At 64.8% G+C, this 17638-nt stretch carries 13 protein-coding genes; 7 read left to right on the plus strand and 6 right to left on the minus strand.

The annotated features are described in order from the left end of the window. Positions 1-278: 278 nt before the first annotated feature. Positions 279-1304, minus strand: coding sequence for a LacI family DNA-binding transcriptional regulator (locus tag LB528_RS07125; protein ID WP_224516469.1), 1026 nt, complete (start codon positions 1302-1304; stop codon positions 279-281). A gap of 196 nt (positions 1305-1500) precedes the next feature. Here LB528_RS07125 and LB528_RS07130 point away from each other — a divergent pair, with 196 nt between their 5' ends. From LB528_RS07130 to LB528_RS07150, 5 genes are all read left to right on the plus strand, one after another. Beyond that, positions 1501-2520, plus strand: a complete 1020-nt coding sequence (locus LB528_RS07130) for a Gfo/Idh/MocA family protein (RefSeq protein WP_224714332.1) — start codon at positions 1501-1503, stop codon at positions 2518-2520. An 8-nt stretch (positions 2521-2528) separates the two neighbouring features. Then, on the plus strand, positions 2529-3437 hold the full coding sequence (locus tag LB528_RS07135; protein WP_224714333.1) for a sugar phosphate isomerase/epimerase family protein: 909 nt from the start codon (positions 2529-2531) through the stop codon (positions 3435-3437). 104 nt (positions 3438-3541) lie between these two features. Next, positions 3542-4555, plus strand: a complete 1014-nt coding sequence (locus tag LB528_RS07140; RefSeq protein WP_224714334.1) for a substrate-binding domain-containing protein — start codon at positions 3542-3544, stop codon at positions 4553-4555. A 76-nt stretch (positions 4556-4631) separates the two neighbouring features. After that, the gene (locus tag LB528_RS07145) at positions 4632-5423 is read left to right on the plus strand and encodes an ATP-binding cassette domain-containing protein (protein ID WP_224714335.1); all 792 of its coding nucleotides are present in this window, start codon (positions 4632-4634) and stop codon (positions 5421-5423) included. Continuing rightward, complete coding sequence (locus LB528_RS07150; RefSeq protein ID WP_224516474.1) at positions 5420-6478, plus strand: ABC transporter permease; 1059 nt, start codon at positions 5420-5422, stop codon at positions 6476-6478. The genes LB528_RS07145 and LB528_RS07150 overlap by 4 nt, the downstream gene beginning before the upstream one ends. 5 nt (positions 6479-6483) lie before the next feature. Here LB528_RS07150 and LB528_RS07155 read toward each other — a convergent pair whose 3' ends face one another. The 3 genes from LB528_RS07155 to LB528_RS07165 form a co-directional block, all read right to left on the minus strand. Further along, the gene (locus LB528_RS07155; protein WP_224714336.1) at positions 6484-9123 is read right to left on the minus strand and encodes an ATP-dependent helicase; all 2640 of its coding nucleotides are present in this window, start codon (positions 9121-9123) and stop codon (positions 6484-6486) included. A gap of 55 nt (positions 9124-9178) precedes the next feature. Next, positions 9179-10546, minus strand: a complete 1368-nt coding sequence (locus LB528_RS07160; RefSeq protein ID WP_224714337.1) for a flavin-containing monooxygenase — start codon at positions 10544-10546, stop codon at positions 9179-9181. A gap of 140 nt (positions 10547-10686) precedes the next feature. Then, positions 10687-12579 carry a helix-turn-helix transcriptional regulator gene (locus LB528_RS07165; protein WP_224714338.1) on the minus strand — a complete coding sequence of 631 codons (1893 nt, stop codon included), beginning with the start codon at positions 12577-12579 and terminating at the stop codon, positions 10687-10689. Between LB528_RS07165 and LB528_RS07170 the strand changes: the two genes are divergently transcribed. Further along, positions 12566-14878 carry a glucose/quinate/shikimate family membrane-bound PQQ-dependent dehydrogenase gene (locus tag LB528_RS07170; protein ID WP_224714339.1) on the plus strand — a complete coding sequence of 771 codons (2313 nt, stop codon included), beginning with the start codon at positions 12566-12568 and terminating at the stop codon, positions 14876-14878. The genes LB528_RS07165 and LB528_RS07170 overlap by 14 nt on opposite strands. Before the next feature lie 19 nt (positions 14879-14897). Here LB528_RS07170 and LB528_RS07175 read toward each other — a convergent pair whose 3' ends face one another. Next, on the minus strand, positions 14898-15332 hold the full coding sequence (locus LB528_RS07175) for a hypothetical protein (protein WP_224714340.1): 435 nt from the start codon (positions 15330-15332) through the stop codon (positions 14898-14900). A 335-nt stretch (positions 15333-15667) separates the two neighbouring features. Between LB528_RS07175 and LB528_RS07180 the strand changes: the two genes are divergently transcribed. Beyond that, entirely contained in the window at positions 15668-16570 is a 903-nt protein-coding gene (locus tag LB528_RS07180; protein WP_224714341.1) for a dienelactone hydrolase family protein, read from the plus strand. 61 nt (positions 16571-16631) lie between these two features. Here the strand turns inward: LB528_RS07180 and LB528_RS07185 are convergent, their stop codons facing one another. Beyond that, a complete protein-coding gene (locus tag LB528_RS07185) occupies positions 16632-17561 on the minus strand; it encodes an EamA family transporter (RefSeq protein WP_224714342.1) in 930 nt (309 codons plus the stop codon). Between the last annotated feature and the right edge of the window lie 77 nt (positions 17562-17638).

Here is a 17638-nt window from a genome sequence, read left to right on the forward strand (position 1 = left end):
TCATCGATATCCCCTTCTTGACGAGCAGAGCGGCTATTGGCTCAAAAGGGCACGGCATCGACGATGCGGCCAGCCCTAGCCGTCGAGCGGTCTAGGACGTGAACGTGATGGTTGCATGACAGCTTCCTTCTCCCCTCGTGGGAGAAGGTGGATCGGCGCGTAGCGCCGAGACGGATGAGGCGTGCTCCAGCGGAGTGAGACGCTGGTGCCATCTGGAACACCTCTCATCCGCCGCCTTCGGCGACACCTTCTCCCACAAGGGGAGAAGGAGAAGCCGCTCAATCGCTCTCTCTTGCAATCAGCTCCAGCGGCCAAACCTCGTGGATGATGCGTGTGCCTTCGGGACCGGCGAAGGCGGGAAGGGAGGCGAGCAGCATCTCGGCCAGCCTCCGGCCCATCGGCTCCAGCGAGGGACGGAAGGCTGTCAGCGCCGGCGAGAAATAGCGGCAGAGCGGCGTGTCGACGATGACGGTCACGGCGATGTCGTGGCCGGGCCGGATGCCCATCTCGGCCAGCGCCTTGCAGCCGCCGAGCGCCATGGCGTCATTGTTGAAGATGATGGCGGTCGGCCTGTCCTTCGCCAGCATTACGCGCGGCGTCACCTGGTAGCCGCCGGCCTCGTTGATGAAGCCGTCGGCGATCAGGCCGGGGTCAACCTCGATGCCGTGCCGCTTCAGCGCCTTGCGATAGCCGTCGAGGAAGAGATAACCGAAATTGAGATCGAGCGCCGGGCGGATGGCGGCGATGCGGCGGTGGCCGCGCGCCAGCAGCCGGTCGACCGCATCGCTGCCCGCCTTCTCGAAATCGAGATCGAGGGAAGGGTAGGAGCTGCCGCCCGAGCGGCTGCGGCCGAGCGTGGCGAAGGGAAAGCCTCGCTCGGTCAGGTAGTCGATGCGTTCGTCCTCGCGGCGCGTCCAGGCCAGCACCACCGCGTCGGCGCGGCGGGTCTCGACAACGCGGCGCAGGCGCTCCTGCTGGTAGTCTCCAGGCGCGCCCATCACCACGATCAGGTCGAGCCCGCTTTCGGCGAGCCGCGCCTGCAAGCCGGTCAGGAACGGGATGAAGAAGGGCTCGCCATATTCCTGGTCGCCCGGATGCGGCTGCAGCATGAAGGCGATGGAGCGGGTGGCGCCTTGCCGGAGGCTTCGGCCGGACTGGTTTGGCGAATAATTCAGCTCCCTTGCTGCTTCCAGCACGCGCTGGCGTGTGTCGGCATTGACGTCGGCGCGGCCGTTCAGCGCCCGCGATACGGTGCCGATCGAGATGTTCAGGTGACGCGCAAGGTCGTGGATGCTGGACGCCAAGGACGATTCTCCCCCTGCCTTGGCTAGCACCGGCTGCCGCTCAGGCCAAGGCTTCGGGACAATTTTCGACAAGCAGCCGATTGACATTCTATGCCATCGGGTGTGTTCTCGTAAACGTTTACGGAATACGTTCACGGCAATGCCGTGGACGCCGTGACACTCGGCCTGGAGGGGCCGAGCCGAGGAGGAGCGCTGGGTGATGAAGGTCGTCCTGGTCGGGTGCGGAGCCATGAGCAAGCACTGGCTCGATGCCGCAAGGCGGATCGACGGGCTTGCCATTGCCGGCCTTGTCGATCTCGATGCCGACCGGGCGCAAGCGAGGGCGCGCGAGTACGGGCTCTCCCATGCAGTGATCGGCACCAGCCTAGACGCCGTTCTCGATGAGACGAAGCCCGACGCCGTATTCGATGTCGTGGTCCCGGCGGCCCGACGCGAGGTCGCGCTTTCGGCCTTCGCCCATCATTGCCATTTGCTCACCGAAAAGCCGCTGGCCGACAGCCCCGATAATGCGCGCGCCATCGTCGAGGCAGCGCGTCGCGCCGGTCGGGTCCACGCAGTCGTCCAGAACCGGCGCTACGTCGCCAATGTCAGGCGCATCAGGCGTTTCCTGGATTCCGGCGCCATCGGCAAGCCCACCAGCATCCATGCCGATTTCTTCATCGCGCCGCATTTCGGCGGCTTTCGCGAGGAGATGCGCCACGTGCTGCTGCTCGACATGGCGATCCACACGTTCGACGCCGCGCGCTACATGGTCGCCGGTGAACCGGCCAGCGTCTACTGCCAGGAATGGGAGCCGGCCAATTCCTGGTACCGCCAGGGCTCATCGGCGAGCGCCGTCTTCGATCTCGGCGGCGGCAAGGTGTTCACCTATGCCGGCTCCTGGTGCGCGGACGGGTTTCGCACCAGCTGGGAAGGCAGCTGGCGCATCGTCGCCGAGCGCGGCAGCGTGCTGTGGGACGGCCATGACGGGCTCAAGGCGGAGGTGGTTGCGTCCGGCCGCGACGGTATCATCGACAAGACTATGCCGATCGAAGTGCCGCCGCTCGATCCCGCCGACCGCGTCGACGGCCATTTTGGCATCATCCAGGATTTCATGCACGCGATCGAGACCGGCACCGAGCCGGAGACGCGCGGCGCCGACAACGTCAAAAGCCTGGCCATGGTCTTCGGCGCGATCGAGAGCGCGGAGAGCGGGCGGCGCGTGGCAATCGCCTAGGAAGCACAATGATGGCAAACCCGCTTCTCGACATCAGGATCGGCACCATGGTGCGGGCCAATCTCGACGACCCGGCCGCCTATGTCAGGCAGATCCTGCCGCTCGGATTCGAGAGCATCCAGCCCTTCTTCTGGCAGACATTGGGCGGCAAGGACCTGCAGCGCCTGGCCGGCGAAATCCGCGAAGCGATCGGCGATGCCGACGTCACCGTGTCGTCGATCGGCGTGTTCGGCAATCCGCTGGAAGGCGGCGAGGTCGATCGCGGCGTGCTCGCGGCCTGGGAGACGGTGATCGACAATGCGCATTTGTTCGGGACGTCCATTGTCAGCGGCTTCACCGGCCGCATCCGCGGCAAGAAGCTGACCGACAGCCTCCCACGCTTCCGCGAGGTCTGGGGGCCGTTGGCGAAACGCGCCGCCGATAAGGGCGTGCGCATCGCCTTCGAGAACTGCGCCATGGACGGCAACTGGGCGAGCGGCGACTGGAATATCGCGCATAACCCGGACGCCTGGGAGCTGATGTTCAACGAGTTGCCGGACGACAATCTCGGCCTCGAATGGGAACCTTGCCACCAGCTGGTTTATCTCATCGACCCGATACCGCAGATCCGCAAATGGGCGCCGCGCATCTTCCACGTCCACGGCAAGGACGCGACGGTGCGCTGGGACGTCATCCGCGAGCATGGCGTGTTCGGGCGCCTGCCTTTCGTGCAGATGCGCACGCCGGGCTTCGGCGACAGCGACTGGACGCGGGTGATCAGCGAGTTGCGGCTCGCCGGCTACAAGGGCGCCATCGACATCGAGGGCTGGCATGACCCGGTCTATCGCGGCGACCTCGAAATCACCGGACAGGCGCGCGCGCTCGACTATCTGAAGCAATGCCGGGGAGGGTCCAGCTACCTGCCAAATCCGGCTTGAGGTGAGGATTGGCCGGCGGGAGGAGCCGGCCAGCACTGCGGCGCGCCGCGCCGAGCCATTGTCGAAAACCCTCCGATGCGAGGGATCAAAAGGGAGGAACCTCCATGAGCATGACGACCAGAAGGACTGTTCTGCGCTCGACCGTCGTGGCGGCCGCCACGGCGCTCTGCGCCTCGATCTCCACCTTGCCGGCGCACGCGCTGGACGCGCAATGGTGCAAGGACGTGCACATCCGCTTCTTCGTCGGCGGCGCCGAGGGCGATGCCTTCGGCACCATCGTCTATAATGGCGCCAAGCAGGCGGCTGCCGATCTCGGGCCGAAAGTCGACTACATCTTCTCGCAATGGGACGTCGAGAAGATGGTGCAGCAATTGCGCGAGGCGGTCGCGGTCAAGCCGCAGGGCATCGCCATGATGGGCCATCCGGGCGATGCCGCGATCATGCCGCTGGCCGAACAGGCGCATAAGGACGGCATCAAGATGATGTACCAGAACGTGCCGGTGCCGAAGGTGATGGCGGCGTTCGGCGGCGGCTATGTCGGCGCGCAGCAGGAGCAGCAGGGCCGCGCGCTCGGCGCCGAGGCGTTCAAGCTCGGCAAGCTCAAGGCGGGCGACAAGGCGATCATGATCGGCCCGTTCGAGAACGAGAACCGCGGCGCGCGCGAGCGCGGTACTGTCGCGGCCCTGAAAGAAGCCGGCGTCGAGGTGATCCAGTTGTCCTCCCCGCCCAGCGGCGAATGGGCGTCCGATCCGAACCTCGCCATTCCGGTGATCACGGCGGCACTGCTCAACCACCCCGACGTCAAGGCGGTCGGCTATCCCGGCGGCCAGATGCTCGGCAATGTCGCGACCTATATGCAGGCGGCGGGCAGGAAGCCGGGCGAGATCTTCAATTTCGGCTTCGACACCAGTCCGCAGATCGTCGAAGGCTTCAAGGGCGGCTGGGTGCAGCTGACGGCCGACCAACAGCCGTTCCTGCAGGGTTACCTGCCGATCCTCAGCCTCTGCCAGCAAGTGGTGCTGGGGTTGGCGCCGATGAATGTCGACACCGGCGCCGGCTTCGTGACGCCGCAGAACTACGAGATCGTCTCCGAGCTGGCCAAGCAGGCATTGCGTTGACCTCCCAAGCCGCCGGCCGGGATTATTGCCCGGCCGGCGAGATGACCGGCAGACAGACAATTCCAGCGAGGATCGCATGAGCGAACGCATCATCGAACTGCGCGACATCAAGAAATCCTATGGCCAGGTCTATGCGCTCGGCGGCGTCGATCTCAGCGTCGATCGCGGCGAGGTGGTAGGCCTGATCGGCGACAACGGCGCCGGCAAGTCGACGCTGATCAAGATCCTGTCCGGGGTAGTCAAGCCGACCAGCGGCGATATCCTGGTGCGCGGCAAGCCGGTTAGCGGATGGAGCGCGGCGCGCTTGCGCGACGCCGGCATAGAGACGGTGTTCCAGGACCGGGCGCTGGCCGTACAGCAGACGATCGTGCGCAACATCTTCATGGGCCGCGAGCTCACCAGCTTCATGGGCTGGCTGAAGGTCAATAAGGAGATCGAGGAGGCGAGCCGACTGATGCGCGAGATCGGCTTCACCTCGAAAGTGTTCACGCCGCATTCGATCGTCGGCCAGCTTTCGGGCGGCGAGCGCCAGGGCGTGGCGATCGCGCGCGCCATCTACAAGCAGGCGGAACTGATCATCCTCGACGAGCCGACGACGGCGCTGTCGCTGACCGAGACCGCCAAGGTCTTTCACTTCGTGCGCCAGGTGCGGGCGAGCGGCCGCTCGATCCTGTTCATCGGCCACAACATCCACCATGTCTTCGACATCGCCGACCGCTTCGTCGTGCTCGACCGCGGCAAGGTGGCGCTGACGGCCGGCCGCACCGAAATCAAGTCGGCCGAGGACCTCATCAATTTCATGGAAGACGTGGCGCATCCCGGCGGGTTGCCGGGACTGCATGAGGACGCGGAGCAGGGAGCGCAATGAGCAAGGCGATGGAACCCGATCTGCAAACTCCTCTGGGAAGGGCAAGCGGCCAGGTAGCCAAGAAGCCAGCCAAGGAATGGAGCCATCCGTCCAACCACTGGCTGCGCGGCTTCGTCATCGACAACCGCGCAGCGCTTGGCACACTTGCCGTGTTCATCGTCATGATGGCGGTGTTCATCATCGCCAACCCGACCGTCTTCACCACCTGGTATCTCTACAGTTCTGTGCTGACCACGCTTCCCGTCGCGCTGTTCGTGGTGGTGCCGCTGGTCTTCGTCGTCACCTGCGGGGAAATCGACCTGTCATTCCCGGCGACGATGGGCTTCGCTTCCTGGGTCTTCGCGCTGGTGGTGCAGGCCGGCTACGATCCGTTCCTCGGCATTGCGGCGGCGCTCGTTACCGGCACGCTGCTCGGCTTCCTGGTCGGCTCGCTGGTCGTCTATGGCGGCCTGTCGTCACTGATCGCCACGCTCGGCATGAATTTCCTGTTGCGCGGCTTGATCCAGATCATCAACGAAGGCAAGTCGACGGCGCTGACCGGCGTTGCCGACAGCTCGGCCTACAAGATCTTCTCTAGCCAGGTCTGGGGCATCCCCGTGCAGATCTTCTGGGCTATCGCCTTCGTCGTTTTCTCGGCGCTGCTCTACAACCGCCACCGCTTCGGCGCGCAGGTGAAAGTGGTCGGCGACAATCCTGACAGCGCCAGGCAGATGGGCATCGACGTCAAATGGGTTCGGGTGAAAGTGTTCGTCTTCGTCGGGATTGGCGCTGCGATCGCCGGCACCTTCTCGGTGATGATCAATTTCACCTGGTGGCCGACGGCGGGCGACGGCTATCTGTTGCCGGTGCTGGCCTCGGTGTTCGTCGGCGGCACGCCGACCTGGGGCGGCATCGGCACGGTGGTTGGCGGCGCGATCGGCGCGGTCACCGTGTCGTTCATCCAGACCGGGGTTGTCGCGGCGGGCCTGAGCGGCTTCTACGTCCAGTTCTTCAACGGGCTGATCATCATCCTGTCGCTGCTCGGTCATAAGTGGAACCAGGCGCGATACAGGTAAGCCGGTCACACCGGCGCGACAAACCCGTCCAGCACGCGCTTCTGGCCGGCCTTGTCGAAGTCGATGGTGAGCTTGTTGCCGTCGATGGCCGCGATATTGCCGTTGCCGAATTTCTGGTGGAAGACGCGGTCGCCGACATTGAAGGCGGACGGCGTGTCGGCAACGGATTTGGCGACCAGCTCGCCCTCGATGGTGCGGCCCTTCACGCTGGTGCGGCCGGCGCCGTAGCCGCTATCAGTTTCGCCGTAGCCGATACGCTCGACCTGGTGGCCCGAACGCGTGCCCCAGTTGCGGTCGGTCGCCTCGGTGCGGTTCGCCTGCGCCCGCTGCCAGCCGGGCGTGGCATAGGTGTTGGAGAAGCTGTCCTGGTCCTTGGCGCCGATATTGTCGAAGCGCGAAGCGCCGTAGGGGTTCTGCCGACCGCCGCCGCGGCCTGAGGCGAATGAGCCGCCGCCATAGGGATTGCCGTAGCCGCCGTAGCTGTTGCCGCTGTCGGCGATATCGATATGGGTTTCGGGCAATTCGTCGACGAAGCGCGACGGGATCGTCGATTGCCACAGGCCGTGAATCTGGCGGTTAGAGACGAACCAGATGTGCAGGTTCTTCTTGGCGCGCGTCAGGCCGACATAGGCGAGCCGGCGCTCTTCCTCCAGGCCGGAGCGGCCGCCTTCGTCCAGCGCGCGCTGATGCGGAAAAAGGCCTTCCTCCCAGCCGGGCAGGAAGACGGTCTCGAATTCGAGACCCTTGGCCGAATGCAGCGTCATGATCGAGACCGCATCTTGCGACTCGCCCTGCTCGGCCTCCATCACCAGCGCGACATGCTCGAGGAAGGAACGGAGCGATTCATACTCCTCCATGGAGCGGATCAGCTCCTTGAGGTTTTCCAGCCGCCCGGGCGCCTCCGCCGAACGGTCGTTCTTCCACATGTCGGTGTAGCCGCTCTCCTCCAGAATGGTCTCGGCAAGCTCGGTGTGCGGGGTGGTTTCCAGCGCCTTCTGCCAGCGCTCGAAATTGGCCGCGACTTCACGCAATGCGGCGCGCGGCTTCGGCTTCAGCTCGTCGCTTTCGGCAAGCGTCGCGGCCGCTTCCAACATCGGAATGCGCATGGCGCGCGCCGTGTCGTGGATCTGACGGATGGTGGCTTCGCCGAGCCCGCGCTTCGGCACGTTTACGATACGCTCGAAGGCGAGGTCGTCGCCGCCATTGGCGACGACGCGGAAGAAGGCAAGCGCGTCGCGGATTTCCAGGCGCTCATAAAAGCGCGGGCCGCCGATGACGCGGTAGTTCAAGCCCAGCGTGATGAAGCGGTCTTCGAAGGCGCGCATCTGGAAGGAGGCGCGCACCAGGATCGCCATATCGTTGAGGTTATGCTTCTGCCGCTGATAGGCCTCGATCGCGTCGCCAATGGCCCGGGCCTCTTCCTCCGAGTCCCAGGCGGCGTGGACATGCACCTTGTCGTCCTCGGGGTCGTCGCGGTCGGTGAACAGCGTCTTGCCGAAGCGGCCCTCATTGTGGGCGATGAGATGCGCGGCCGCGCCCAGAATATGCGCGGTGGACCGGTAGTTGCGCTCCAGCCGGATGATGGTGGCGCCCGGGAAGTCCTTGTCGAAGCGCAGGATGTTGTCGACTTCGGCGCCGCGCCAGCCATAGATCGACTGGTCGTCGTCGCCGACGCAGCAGATGTTGACTTTGTTCTCGCTCACGGCCGCGCGCTCGCTCCGCTCGCTGGCCTCCGCGGGGGCGGCCTGACCGGCCGACGCCCGGTCGGGCTTGCGGCCTTCGGCCGATGGGCCGCGCCCAGAATTGGGGCGTTGCGCCAGCAGCCGCAGCCACATGTATTGCGCGGTGTTGGTGTCCTGGTACTCGTCGACCAGTATGTATTTGAACTTGCGGTGGTATTCCTTCAGCACGTCCGGATAGGCGCGGAAGATGCGGATCGGATGGTAGAGCAGGTCGCCGAAGTCGCAGGAATTCAGCGTCTGCAGCCGTTCCTGGTAGGCCTTGTAGAGCTGGCGGCCCTTGCCGTTGCCGAAACTGCGCGCATCGCCTTCCGCGATCTCGTCGGGTCCGAGACCCTTGTTCTTCCAGTTGTCGAGCATCTGGGCGAAGGTCTTGGCCGGCCAGCGCTTGTCGTCCAGCCCTTCGGCCTGGATCAGCTGCTTGATCAGCCGCACAACGTCGTCGGTGTCGAGGATGGTGAAATCCGATTTCAGCCCGGCCAACTCGGCGTGTCTGCGAAGCAGCTTCACGCCGATCGAGTGGAAGGTGCCGAGCCAGGGCATGCCCTCGACATTGCCTTCACCGATCAGGATGCCGATGCGCTGCTTCATTTCGCGCGCGGCCTTGTTGGTGAAGGTGACGGCCAGGATCTGCGAGGGGAAGGCCCTGCCGGTGGCAAGGATGTGGGCGATGCGCGTGGTGAGCACCCGCGTCTTGCCGGTGCCTGCGCCGGCGAGCACCAGAACCGGGCCTTCGGTCGTCTCGACCGCGAGCCGCTGCTCCGGGTTCAGGCCCTTGAGATAATCGGGCACGCCGTTCTGCCCGCTGCGCGCCGCCATGGCGCGCGCGGCTATGCCGGATGGGGCCGCAGCGGGCCGCGCATTCGGTTCATCGAAAAAAGGCATGTCTTCGGAAAAGCCCGACATCGCCCCCGAATGTAGTGATTCGGGAGCGAAAGACCAGAACTGTCTACGTTTTGTTCTAGCTTTTGGCGATCCGCATCCGCTCGCTTATCGCATCCGCCACGTAACCGGCGTCCCTTTCCGCACCGTGGATCATTGTCGAGGAGGGGGAGTGCTGGAATGGCAGGCCGCAGACATAGAGCCCAGGTTCGCCGGTAACGGCCCCGCGATATTGCCCCGGCCGGCCGCTTTCATCAAAAACCGGCAGTTTGATCCAATCCAGTCCGGGCCGGAAGCCGGTGCACCAGATTACGTTCTCGACCTCGAGAGCCTCGCCGGTTTCGAGCACCGGCTTGCCGTCCTTGACAGCGGCGACGCGCGCAACCCGGTTTATCCCGGCCGCGTCCATGTGTTGCGGCTTTACCCGGATCAGGGGCAGGCCATGGACGAGATGTGCTGGCCTTGCCCTGCGCCCGATCGGCGTATCCACCGAAAACAGACGGTGCAGAAGGACGCGGAAGACGAACGGTATCACCACACGGAGAGCGATGGTGCCGTTGTAGGCCACGGGAATGTGGCCTGGATGCCGGCCGGCCAGCCAGACGCGGTGCGTGCCAGACAGGTCCATGGCAATCTCCGCACCTGAATTGCCGGCCCCGACCAGAAGTACCCCGCCCGGCCTGAGCTGCGACGGGTTTTGGTAGGCGGACGAGTGGAATTGCCGTATCGCCGGATCAAGCAGCGCGGCGAAATCCGGAAGCTTCGGCTTCTGGTAGCTCGCGGCGGCAATGACGACATGATCGGCGGTGAAACGGCTCGCGCCCGCGGTGATGACATAACGCTCGCCGTGGCGACTAACCTCGTCAACCTTGGTGCCCGTGCGTACCGGCAAGGCGAATTTCTCGGCATAGGCTTCCAGATAATCGGCCATTTCATCCCTGGTCGGAAAGGAATGAGCGGGGGCCGGGAAACGCATGCCCGCCAGTCCGTCGAAGCGCGCTGGCGTGAAAAGACGCAGCGAATCCCATCGCGCGCGCCAAACATCCCCGACGCGCTGGCGGCCTTCCAGGATGACGAACTTTATCCCCTTGCGGGCCAGATAGTAACCGACGGAAAGGCCGCTCTGGCCAGCGCCGACGACGACGACGTCGAAATGCTCCTCTCGCGGCGCGGGACGCTCCTCGCTGTCGATGTTCGCGTCGCCCGGCTGCGTCTGCGCGGTGTCAGCCTGTAGTTTCATGAAGGCTGTCCCGAGTTCGAGCAGCGCACCGGCACGCGCCTTCGTCTGCGCTATGCCGATTGCGCCCGTGCCTTGCGGCTTTGCCTGGTGAATTGAAATCGCTTCCGTTCGTCCGTTCATCTCTGTCTCCATCGGCTTCTTGAGCCATGGGAGAAGAGTAGCGAACCAGCCCGTCGACGCGCTTCGGGGATAGACCCCATGCGGCAAAGGAAAGTGATGGGGATTTCTCCCCATGGGGGCTAGCAGTGCCTAAAGCGCGCCGCGACGAATGGATTCAGGCGACGCTCCATGTCTTTGTTTCGACACCTGTCGTTGGCTCAAATACTGCGCAATTCGGACGATATGTGTTAGAGCAGGCCGTGCTGGAAGGCGTAGGCGGTCGCTGCGGCGCGCGAGTTGACCGCGAGCTTGTCGAAGATGTTGGAAACGTGACGGTCGACAGTCTTTTCACTGAGGCCAAGTTCGACTGCTATCGTCCTGTTTGTCTTGCCGGTGGTGATATGGGTCAGCACCTCTATCTCGCGCCGCGTCAGGCCGTGCGCCGATGGCGTGATGGGCCTGGCCAATGCGTTGAGCCGATCGAGATCGGGCGCGGCGCCGAGCTCCACAAAAACCGAACGTGCGGCGTCGAATTCGAGTCCCGCGCCATCCTCGTCCGCGAGCATACGGCAGGCTTGGCCGGCCAGCACGCGCAGCCGCGCCTCCAGATAGGGAGCGCCGGCACGTTGCCAGATCGCGAGCGCCGCGCGGAAGTGACCGAGCGCAGCCGCGGCGTTGCCGTCGTGCATCTCGATTTCGCCTCTTGCCTGAGATGCGATCGCACCCAGTAACTCGGTCGCGAACCGGCTGGCGGTCGCTTCCAGCTCACGGCAGGCGTTGCGGGCCTCCTCGATCGCCCCGGCGGCGATTTGCAATTCGATCATCGCCGGAAGCAGGCGGGCACGGCTGAGCGGTGCTTCGGTGGTGGCGAGCACACGGCGCAGGGTGGCTGCCGCCTGCTCCGTGCGACCTTGCATCAGGCGCAGCAAGGCCATGCCCGGCTGCGGCTCGAGTCCTAGCCGGCTGGCATTCCGGTACATCTCCTCGGCGGCGGCGAATTCGCCGCGCAGGCGGTGGATTTCGGCTTCTTGATAGGCGGCGCCCCCGATCGTGTTGTCGCGAGCCGCCTTGGCAACAGGAGAAGATGCCGCACGGCGCGATTCCGCGATCGCCCCCGGCCAATTGCCGTTCATTTCCATGATCTCTGCCCGGTGCAGCATGCAGGCACCGTTGAATTGAACCAGTTGCGGCTGCGCTCCGCACCAGGCCGACAGCGCATCCGTCCATTCGCGGGAGCGATCGAGCGCATAGACCTGGCGGCACTCGGCGATGAGATTGCAATAGACCAGACCGGTGATTACCGGCGAGAGCTCGCCGCCGATGACGGGCAACATGGCTTCATCCAGAGAGGCGATGCCTTCCTCGACGCGCCCCTGCCGTACCAGGGCGCGACCGAGAACGCACCGGGCGAAAGCGACCAGGTCGATATCGCGACAGCGCTCGCCTATCGCAAGTGCCTGTCTTGCATGCGCAGCGGATGTTTCATCACTGCCTGCCCTGAGATCTTTCTGTGCCGCCAACAAGGCCAGATAGCCTTGTGTCGAGCATTCGCGACCAAAGCTCTCCACAAGGCGCTGCGCCCGCTGCAGCCATGCGGTTGCGCGGCCATGCTCGCCCAATGCCAGAAGCCGGGAGCCATGGAAGCAGGCCCAATATGCCGCTCTGTCGTCACGGCCCGCATCGCTGTGCGCTTTGACCAGGCGTTCGGCTGCGGCAACGATATCGGGATCGCGATCAAGCATTCCAGCCGACCAGAACATGCGCTCCAGATCGTCTGTTCCCAAAGCGGTGACTTCGTCCGCGGCCCGCAGCAACTGCAGCGCATCCGCCCAAGCCCGCCTCTCATAGGCGTCGCGGGCGCGTCGGAGCATTATGGCAACGCTGTCCATCGACAAGACATAGCACCGGCCGACAGATTTCCGAAAGACCGTCCAGCATGCGCACCCGCTCACGCACCGGCCAGCGGGATCGAAACGCCGATGGCGCAGTAGGAGGACCGGCGCCATGAATTGACACGGCGCACGGGCCAACCGAAACTGCCGCTGCGGCTGGAACAGAATCGGAAGCAAACTGGTTCCGGGTTCGTAGCGGGGATTTTTCTTCTGCGCATAACTGCGGGAGTATTTCGTGGCCACCACCATCACCTCCCTTGTCCTCTTCCTCATCGGTCTCATTCTCGGCGGCGGCGGCATCTGGCTCATCGCGCTGGGCGGCAGTTGGTATTACCTGATTGCCGGCCTGGTCTTCCTGATCACCGCCTGGCTGCTTTTCAGGCGCAGGTCGACCTCGCTCTGGCTCTACGCGCTGTTCGTGCTCGCCACGCTATGCTGGGCGGTGTGGGAAATCGGCTTCGACTGGTGGCAACTCGGCCCGCGTGGCGGCGTCATCGTGCTCGTCGCCTTGTGGCTTTTGACGCCATGGGCAAGGCGAGGGCTGCGGGGGCCGGACGGACGCGCGCTGCTGATCCTGGCCGTGCTCGCCTCGCTTGCGGTCGCCGGCTATTCGATGACGGCCGATCCTTACGACATCGGCGGCACGCTCGGCACCGAAAAGGTGGCAGCGGCGGCCAATCTTGGCGGCGACATGCCGGCCGGCGAGTGGCATTTCTACGGCCGCACGCCTTTCGGCCAGCGCTATTCGCCGCTCGACCAGATCACGCCTGACAACGTCGCCAAGCTGCAGCCGGCCTGGACCTACCGCACCGGCGACGTGAAGGGCCCCGACGATATCGGCGAGACGACCTATCAGGTGACGCCGCTGAAGATCGGCGACACCCTGTTCATCTGCACGCCGCATAATTTCGCCATCGCCATCGATGCCGCGAGCGGCAAGGAGAAGTGGCGCTACGACCCGAAGATCAAGCTCGACCGCAACCGCCAGCACCAGACCTGCCGGGGCGTGTCCTATCATGCCGACGCCAAGATCGCCGCCGGCCAGCCTTGCGCCGCGCGCATCTACCTGCCGACGTCGGACGCCCGGCTGATCGCGCTCGATGCCGCGAACGGGCAGGTGTGTCCGTCCTTCGCCGAGGGCGGCACGCTGAACCTTATGGCCAACATGCCCTATCCGAAGTCGGGCTACTATTATTCGACATCGGCGCCGCTGATCGTCGGCGGCAAGATCATCGTCGGCGGCGCGGTCAACGACAATTACTCGACCGAGGAGCCCTCCGGCGTCATCCGCGCCTTCGACGTCGACACCGGCGCGCTGTTGTGGAACTGGGATTCCGGCAATCCGGATGTGACGACGCCGCTGCCCGCCGGGCAGACCTACACCCACAACTCGCCTAACATGTGGTCTACCGCGAGCGCCGACGAGAAGCTCGGGCTCGTCTACGTGCCGCTCGGCAACCAGACGCCGGACCAGCTCGGCATGGGCCGCAGCGCCAATGTCGAGAAGTTCTCGTCATCGATCACCGCGCTCGACCTCAACACCGGGCAATTGCACTGGGTGCGGCAGACTGTGCATCACGATCTGTGGGACATGGACGTGCCGGCGCAACCGTCGCTCGTCGACATCACCACGGCGAACGGCGTGGTGCCGGCGCTGGTCGGGCCGACCAAGCAAGGCGATCTCTACGTGCTCGACCGGCGCACGGGCGAACCGATCATTCCGATCAAGGAAGTGCCGGCACCAGGCGGCGCGCTCCAGGGCGATCACGCTTCGCCGACGCAACCGGCCTCCGACCTGTCCTTCAATCCGAAGCCGCTGACCGGTGCCGACATGTGGGGCATCACCATGTTCGACCAGCTGGCGTGCCGGATCGAATTGAAGAAGCTGCGTTATGAGGGCCGCTACACGCCGCCCTCGCTGCAGGGCTCGCTGGTCTATCCCGGCAATTTCGGCGTCTTCAACTGGGGCGGCGTCGCGGTCGATCCGGTGCGGCAGGTGATGTTCGGCATGCCGACCTATCTCGCCTTCACCTCCAAGCTCATCCCGCGCGCGGACGTGCCGCCGCCGGGCGATACCAAGGGCAGCGAGCAGGGGCTGAACCGCAACGAAGGAGCGCCTTACGCGGTGGTGATGGGACCGTTCCTGTCGCCGCTCGGCATTCCCTGCCAGGCGCCGCCCTGGGGCTATGTCGCCGGCGTCGACCTCAAGACTGGAAACATCGCCTACAAGCACCGTAACGGCACGGTTTACGACATGACGCCGCTGCCCTTGCCCTTCAAGGTCGGCGTTCCAGGCATAGGCGGTCCGATGATCACGGCGGGCGGCGTCGCGTTCCTGGGCGCTGCGGTCGACGACTATCTGCGCGCCTATGATCTCACCACCGGCAGGCAGCTCTGGCAGGCGAGGCTTCCGGCGGGCGGCCAGTCGACGCCGATGACCTACACGGTGGCCGACGGCCGCCAGTTCGTCGTCATCGTCGCCGGCGGCCACGGCTCGGTCGGCACCAAGCCGGGTGATTATGTGATGGCCTACACGCTGCCGAAATAAGACAGGGCGGCGTCGGGCTTCAAAGTCCGAGATGACCCCGCAAGCTGGGCACCTGGTCCAGCACCTGGTTGGTCAGATCAGGGCCCGCGGCCGCCTCCGCCTGCTTGATCAAGGTCTCGCCGGCCTGACGGATCTGTGCCATGTCGAGGCCGGACGCCTTGAGGGCAGCAACGCCGTTGATCAGCGCGCCGGCCTTTTCGCCGAGCACGCCGCCCAGCGCGCCCTGCAGCGACGACAGAAGGCCGCCGCCCGAATTGGCCGCGCCGGCGGCCATCACGTCATATTTCTGGGCCAGGGCGTCGGCGCCGGGAATCTGGGCGAAGAAAGACGAAACGCTGGTGCCTTCCGCCTCGTGCTCGAGCACGGAAAAGATGGTGCCGACAACCTTCTCGGTGGTCGGCTCGTCGAGGCCGGCCTTCGAGGAAACGGCGTTGATGATATCCTGGATGTTCATGGCATTCCCCTTTTCGTCATTCGTATCGGTAGGCGGCTGAGGCAACTTCGCACCCTGATGTGACAGCACCATCAAGCCTTTCGGAAATGACCAAAATGTGATGAATCGAGCTGGCTTGCCGGCGCGACGGCGGGCTGGTTCCACCAGGGCTCCCCCGCCGGGTCGTCATCGGGGCGTGACTGGACCGTGCGATACTCGACCCTATCTTGCGGATCACCCGCCTAGAGCGCGCCACGTCGGACCGTGTCGCGCTTTAGATTGTTGCTTGATGCATGTCGTTGTCCCAAAGCCGCTGCGCACTTTTGGGCGACATGCACCAGACGTCGAGGACAATCATGACCGGCCCCGTTGCAAAGCCCGTTGTCACGCAGCCAATCATCACGCAGGCGATGATCGATGCCTATGACGAATACACGCATCTGACGCTCGACCGCCGCCGCTTCGTGGAGCAATTGACGAAGCTGGCGGGCTCGGGCGCCGCGGCGGCCGCGATCGCGCCGATGCTGGCGGCCAATTCCGCCCAGGCGGCGATCGTCGCCGAGGATGACAGCCGCGTTAAGGGCGAGGACATCACCTATCCTGGCTCAAGTGGCGACATGAAGGGCTATCTGGTCAAGCCGGCCGATCAGCAGGGCAAGCTCGGCGCCGTCATCGTCATCCACGAGAACCGGGGGCTGAACCCGCATATCCGTGATGTCGCCCGGCGCGTGGCGCTGGAAGGGTTCGTGGCGCTCGCACCGGACTTCCTGTCGCCGCTTGGCGGAACGCCTTCCGACGAGGACAAAGCGCGCGACATGTTCACAAAGCTCGACACGACCCGGGTCGCCGCCGATGGCGTGGCGACGATCGCCTATCTCAAGGGCCTCAAGGACGGCAACGGCAAGGTCGGCGCGGTCGGTTTCTGCTGGGGCGGCGGGGCGGTGAACCAGCTTGCCGTCCATGCGCCCGACCTCAGCGCCGGCGTAGCCTATTACGGCATGCAGCCCAAGGCCGAGGACGCCGCGAAGATCAAGGCGCCGCTGCTGCTCCACTACGCCGGGTTGGACCAACGCACCAACGCCGGCATCGACGCCTACAAGAAGGCGCTCGACGCCGCGCATGTCGAATACAAGGTCTATGTCTATGACGGCGCCAACCACGCCTTCAACAACGACACCTCGGCCGCGCGCTATGACAAGAAGGCCGCCGACCTTGCTTGGGGCCGGACGATTGCTTTCCTGAAGGAGAAGCTGGCTTGAGGCACGTTGATTTTCAGGTTGAGCCCGCCCTGCGAACGGCGCCTCCACAGCCGTCGGCAGATCATTCCTGCGCCGGTTTGTGGAAGGCCACCCCGGCGATGACCAGCGCAACGCCGATGCAGTCGGTGACGCTGGGTATCTGGCGCAGCACGATGACGCCGATCAGCGTTGCCGTGAGCGGCAGGAGCGAGAGCATCAGCGCGAAGCTCGCGCGCGGCAATCTCGCCATGGCGAGCTGGTCGCAGATATAGGGGATGACCGAGGAGCAGACGCCGACACCGATCGCAGCGACGAGCAGTTGCGGCGACGAGAAGGCGGGCAGCGCCTCGCGAAAGCCTATGGGCAACACGACGAGGAACGCGACCGCCATGGCGGTGCCGAGGCCCGCAATGCCGATGCCGGCCTGGGCGACGCGGTGTCCGATCACGATGTAGCCGACGAAGAGGGCGCCATTCAAAAAGGCCCAGAACAGGCCGGCGGGATCGCTCGACCATTTCACGTCGATGAGAAGCAACGTGCCGACAACGGCAACAGCGAGCGCGGCAAAGTTGCGCCGGCTGCGCAGGCCGACCAGCGCGACCGCAATCGTGCCGACGAATTCGATCGCCGCCACCAGCGAGATCGGCAGCCGGTCGAGCGCCAGATAGAACGAGCAGTTCATCACAGCCAGGCAGGCGCCGAAGGTCAGCAACAGGAGCCGCTGAGCGCGATCTGCGCGGGCGAAAACGCGCCAGGGCTTGATCAGAGGGGCAAAGACGAGGGCCGCGGTGGCGATGCGTAGCCAAGCCATGCCGAGCACGCCGACCTGAGCGAAAAGCAGCACGGCGAAGGCCGGCCCGAGATAATGGAACACGGCGCTGACGCAAAACCAGACATGCGGCGGCAACGCGTTGGCCGCTCTGGCAAGTGTGGCGGTGCCGGCGAGGGCGGAGCGCGCATCGGCATCACCGGTGGCCCGGTTTGCAGTTGGAATTTGCGTTTGCGTTTTCATGCGAGCATTATCGCAGGCGAAATATGCTAACTATATGTGCAACGAACGGCGAATTCGTCCATTTGCTTTGTGATGGA

This window comes from Mesorhizobium sp. CA4, from assembly GCF_020165075.1.
GTDB lineage: Bacteria > Pseudomonadota > Alphaproteobacteria > Rhizobiales > Rhizobiaceae > Mesorhizobium.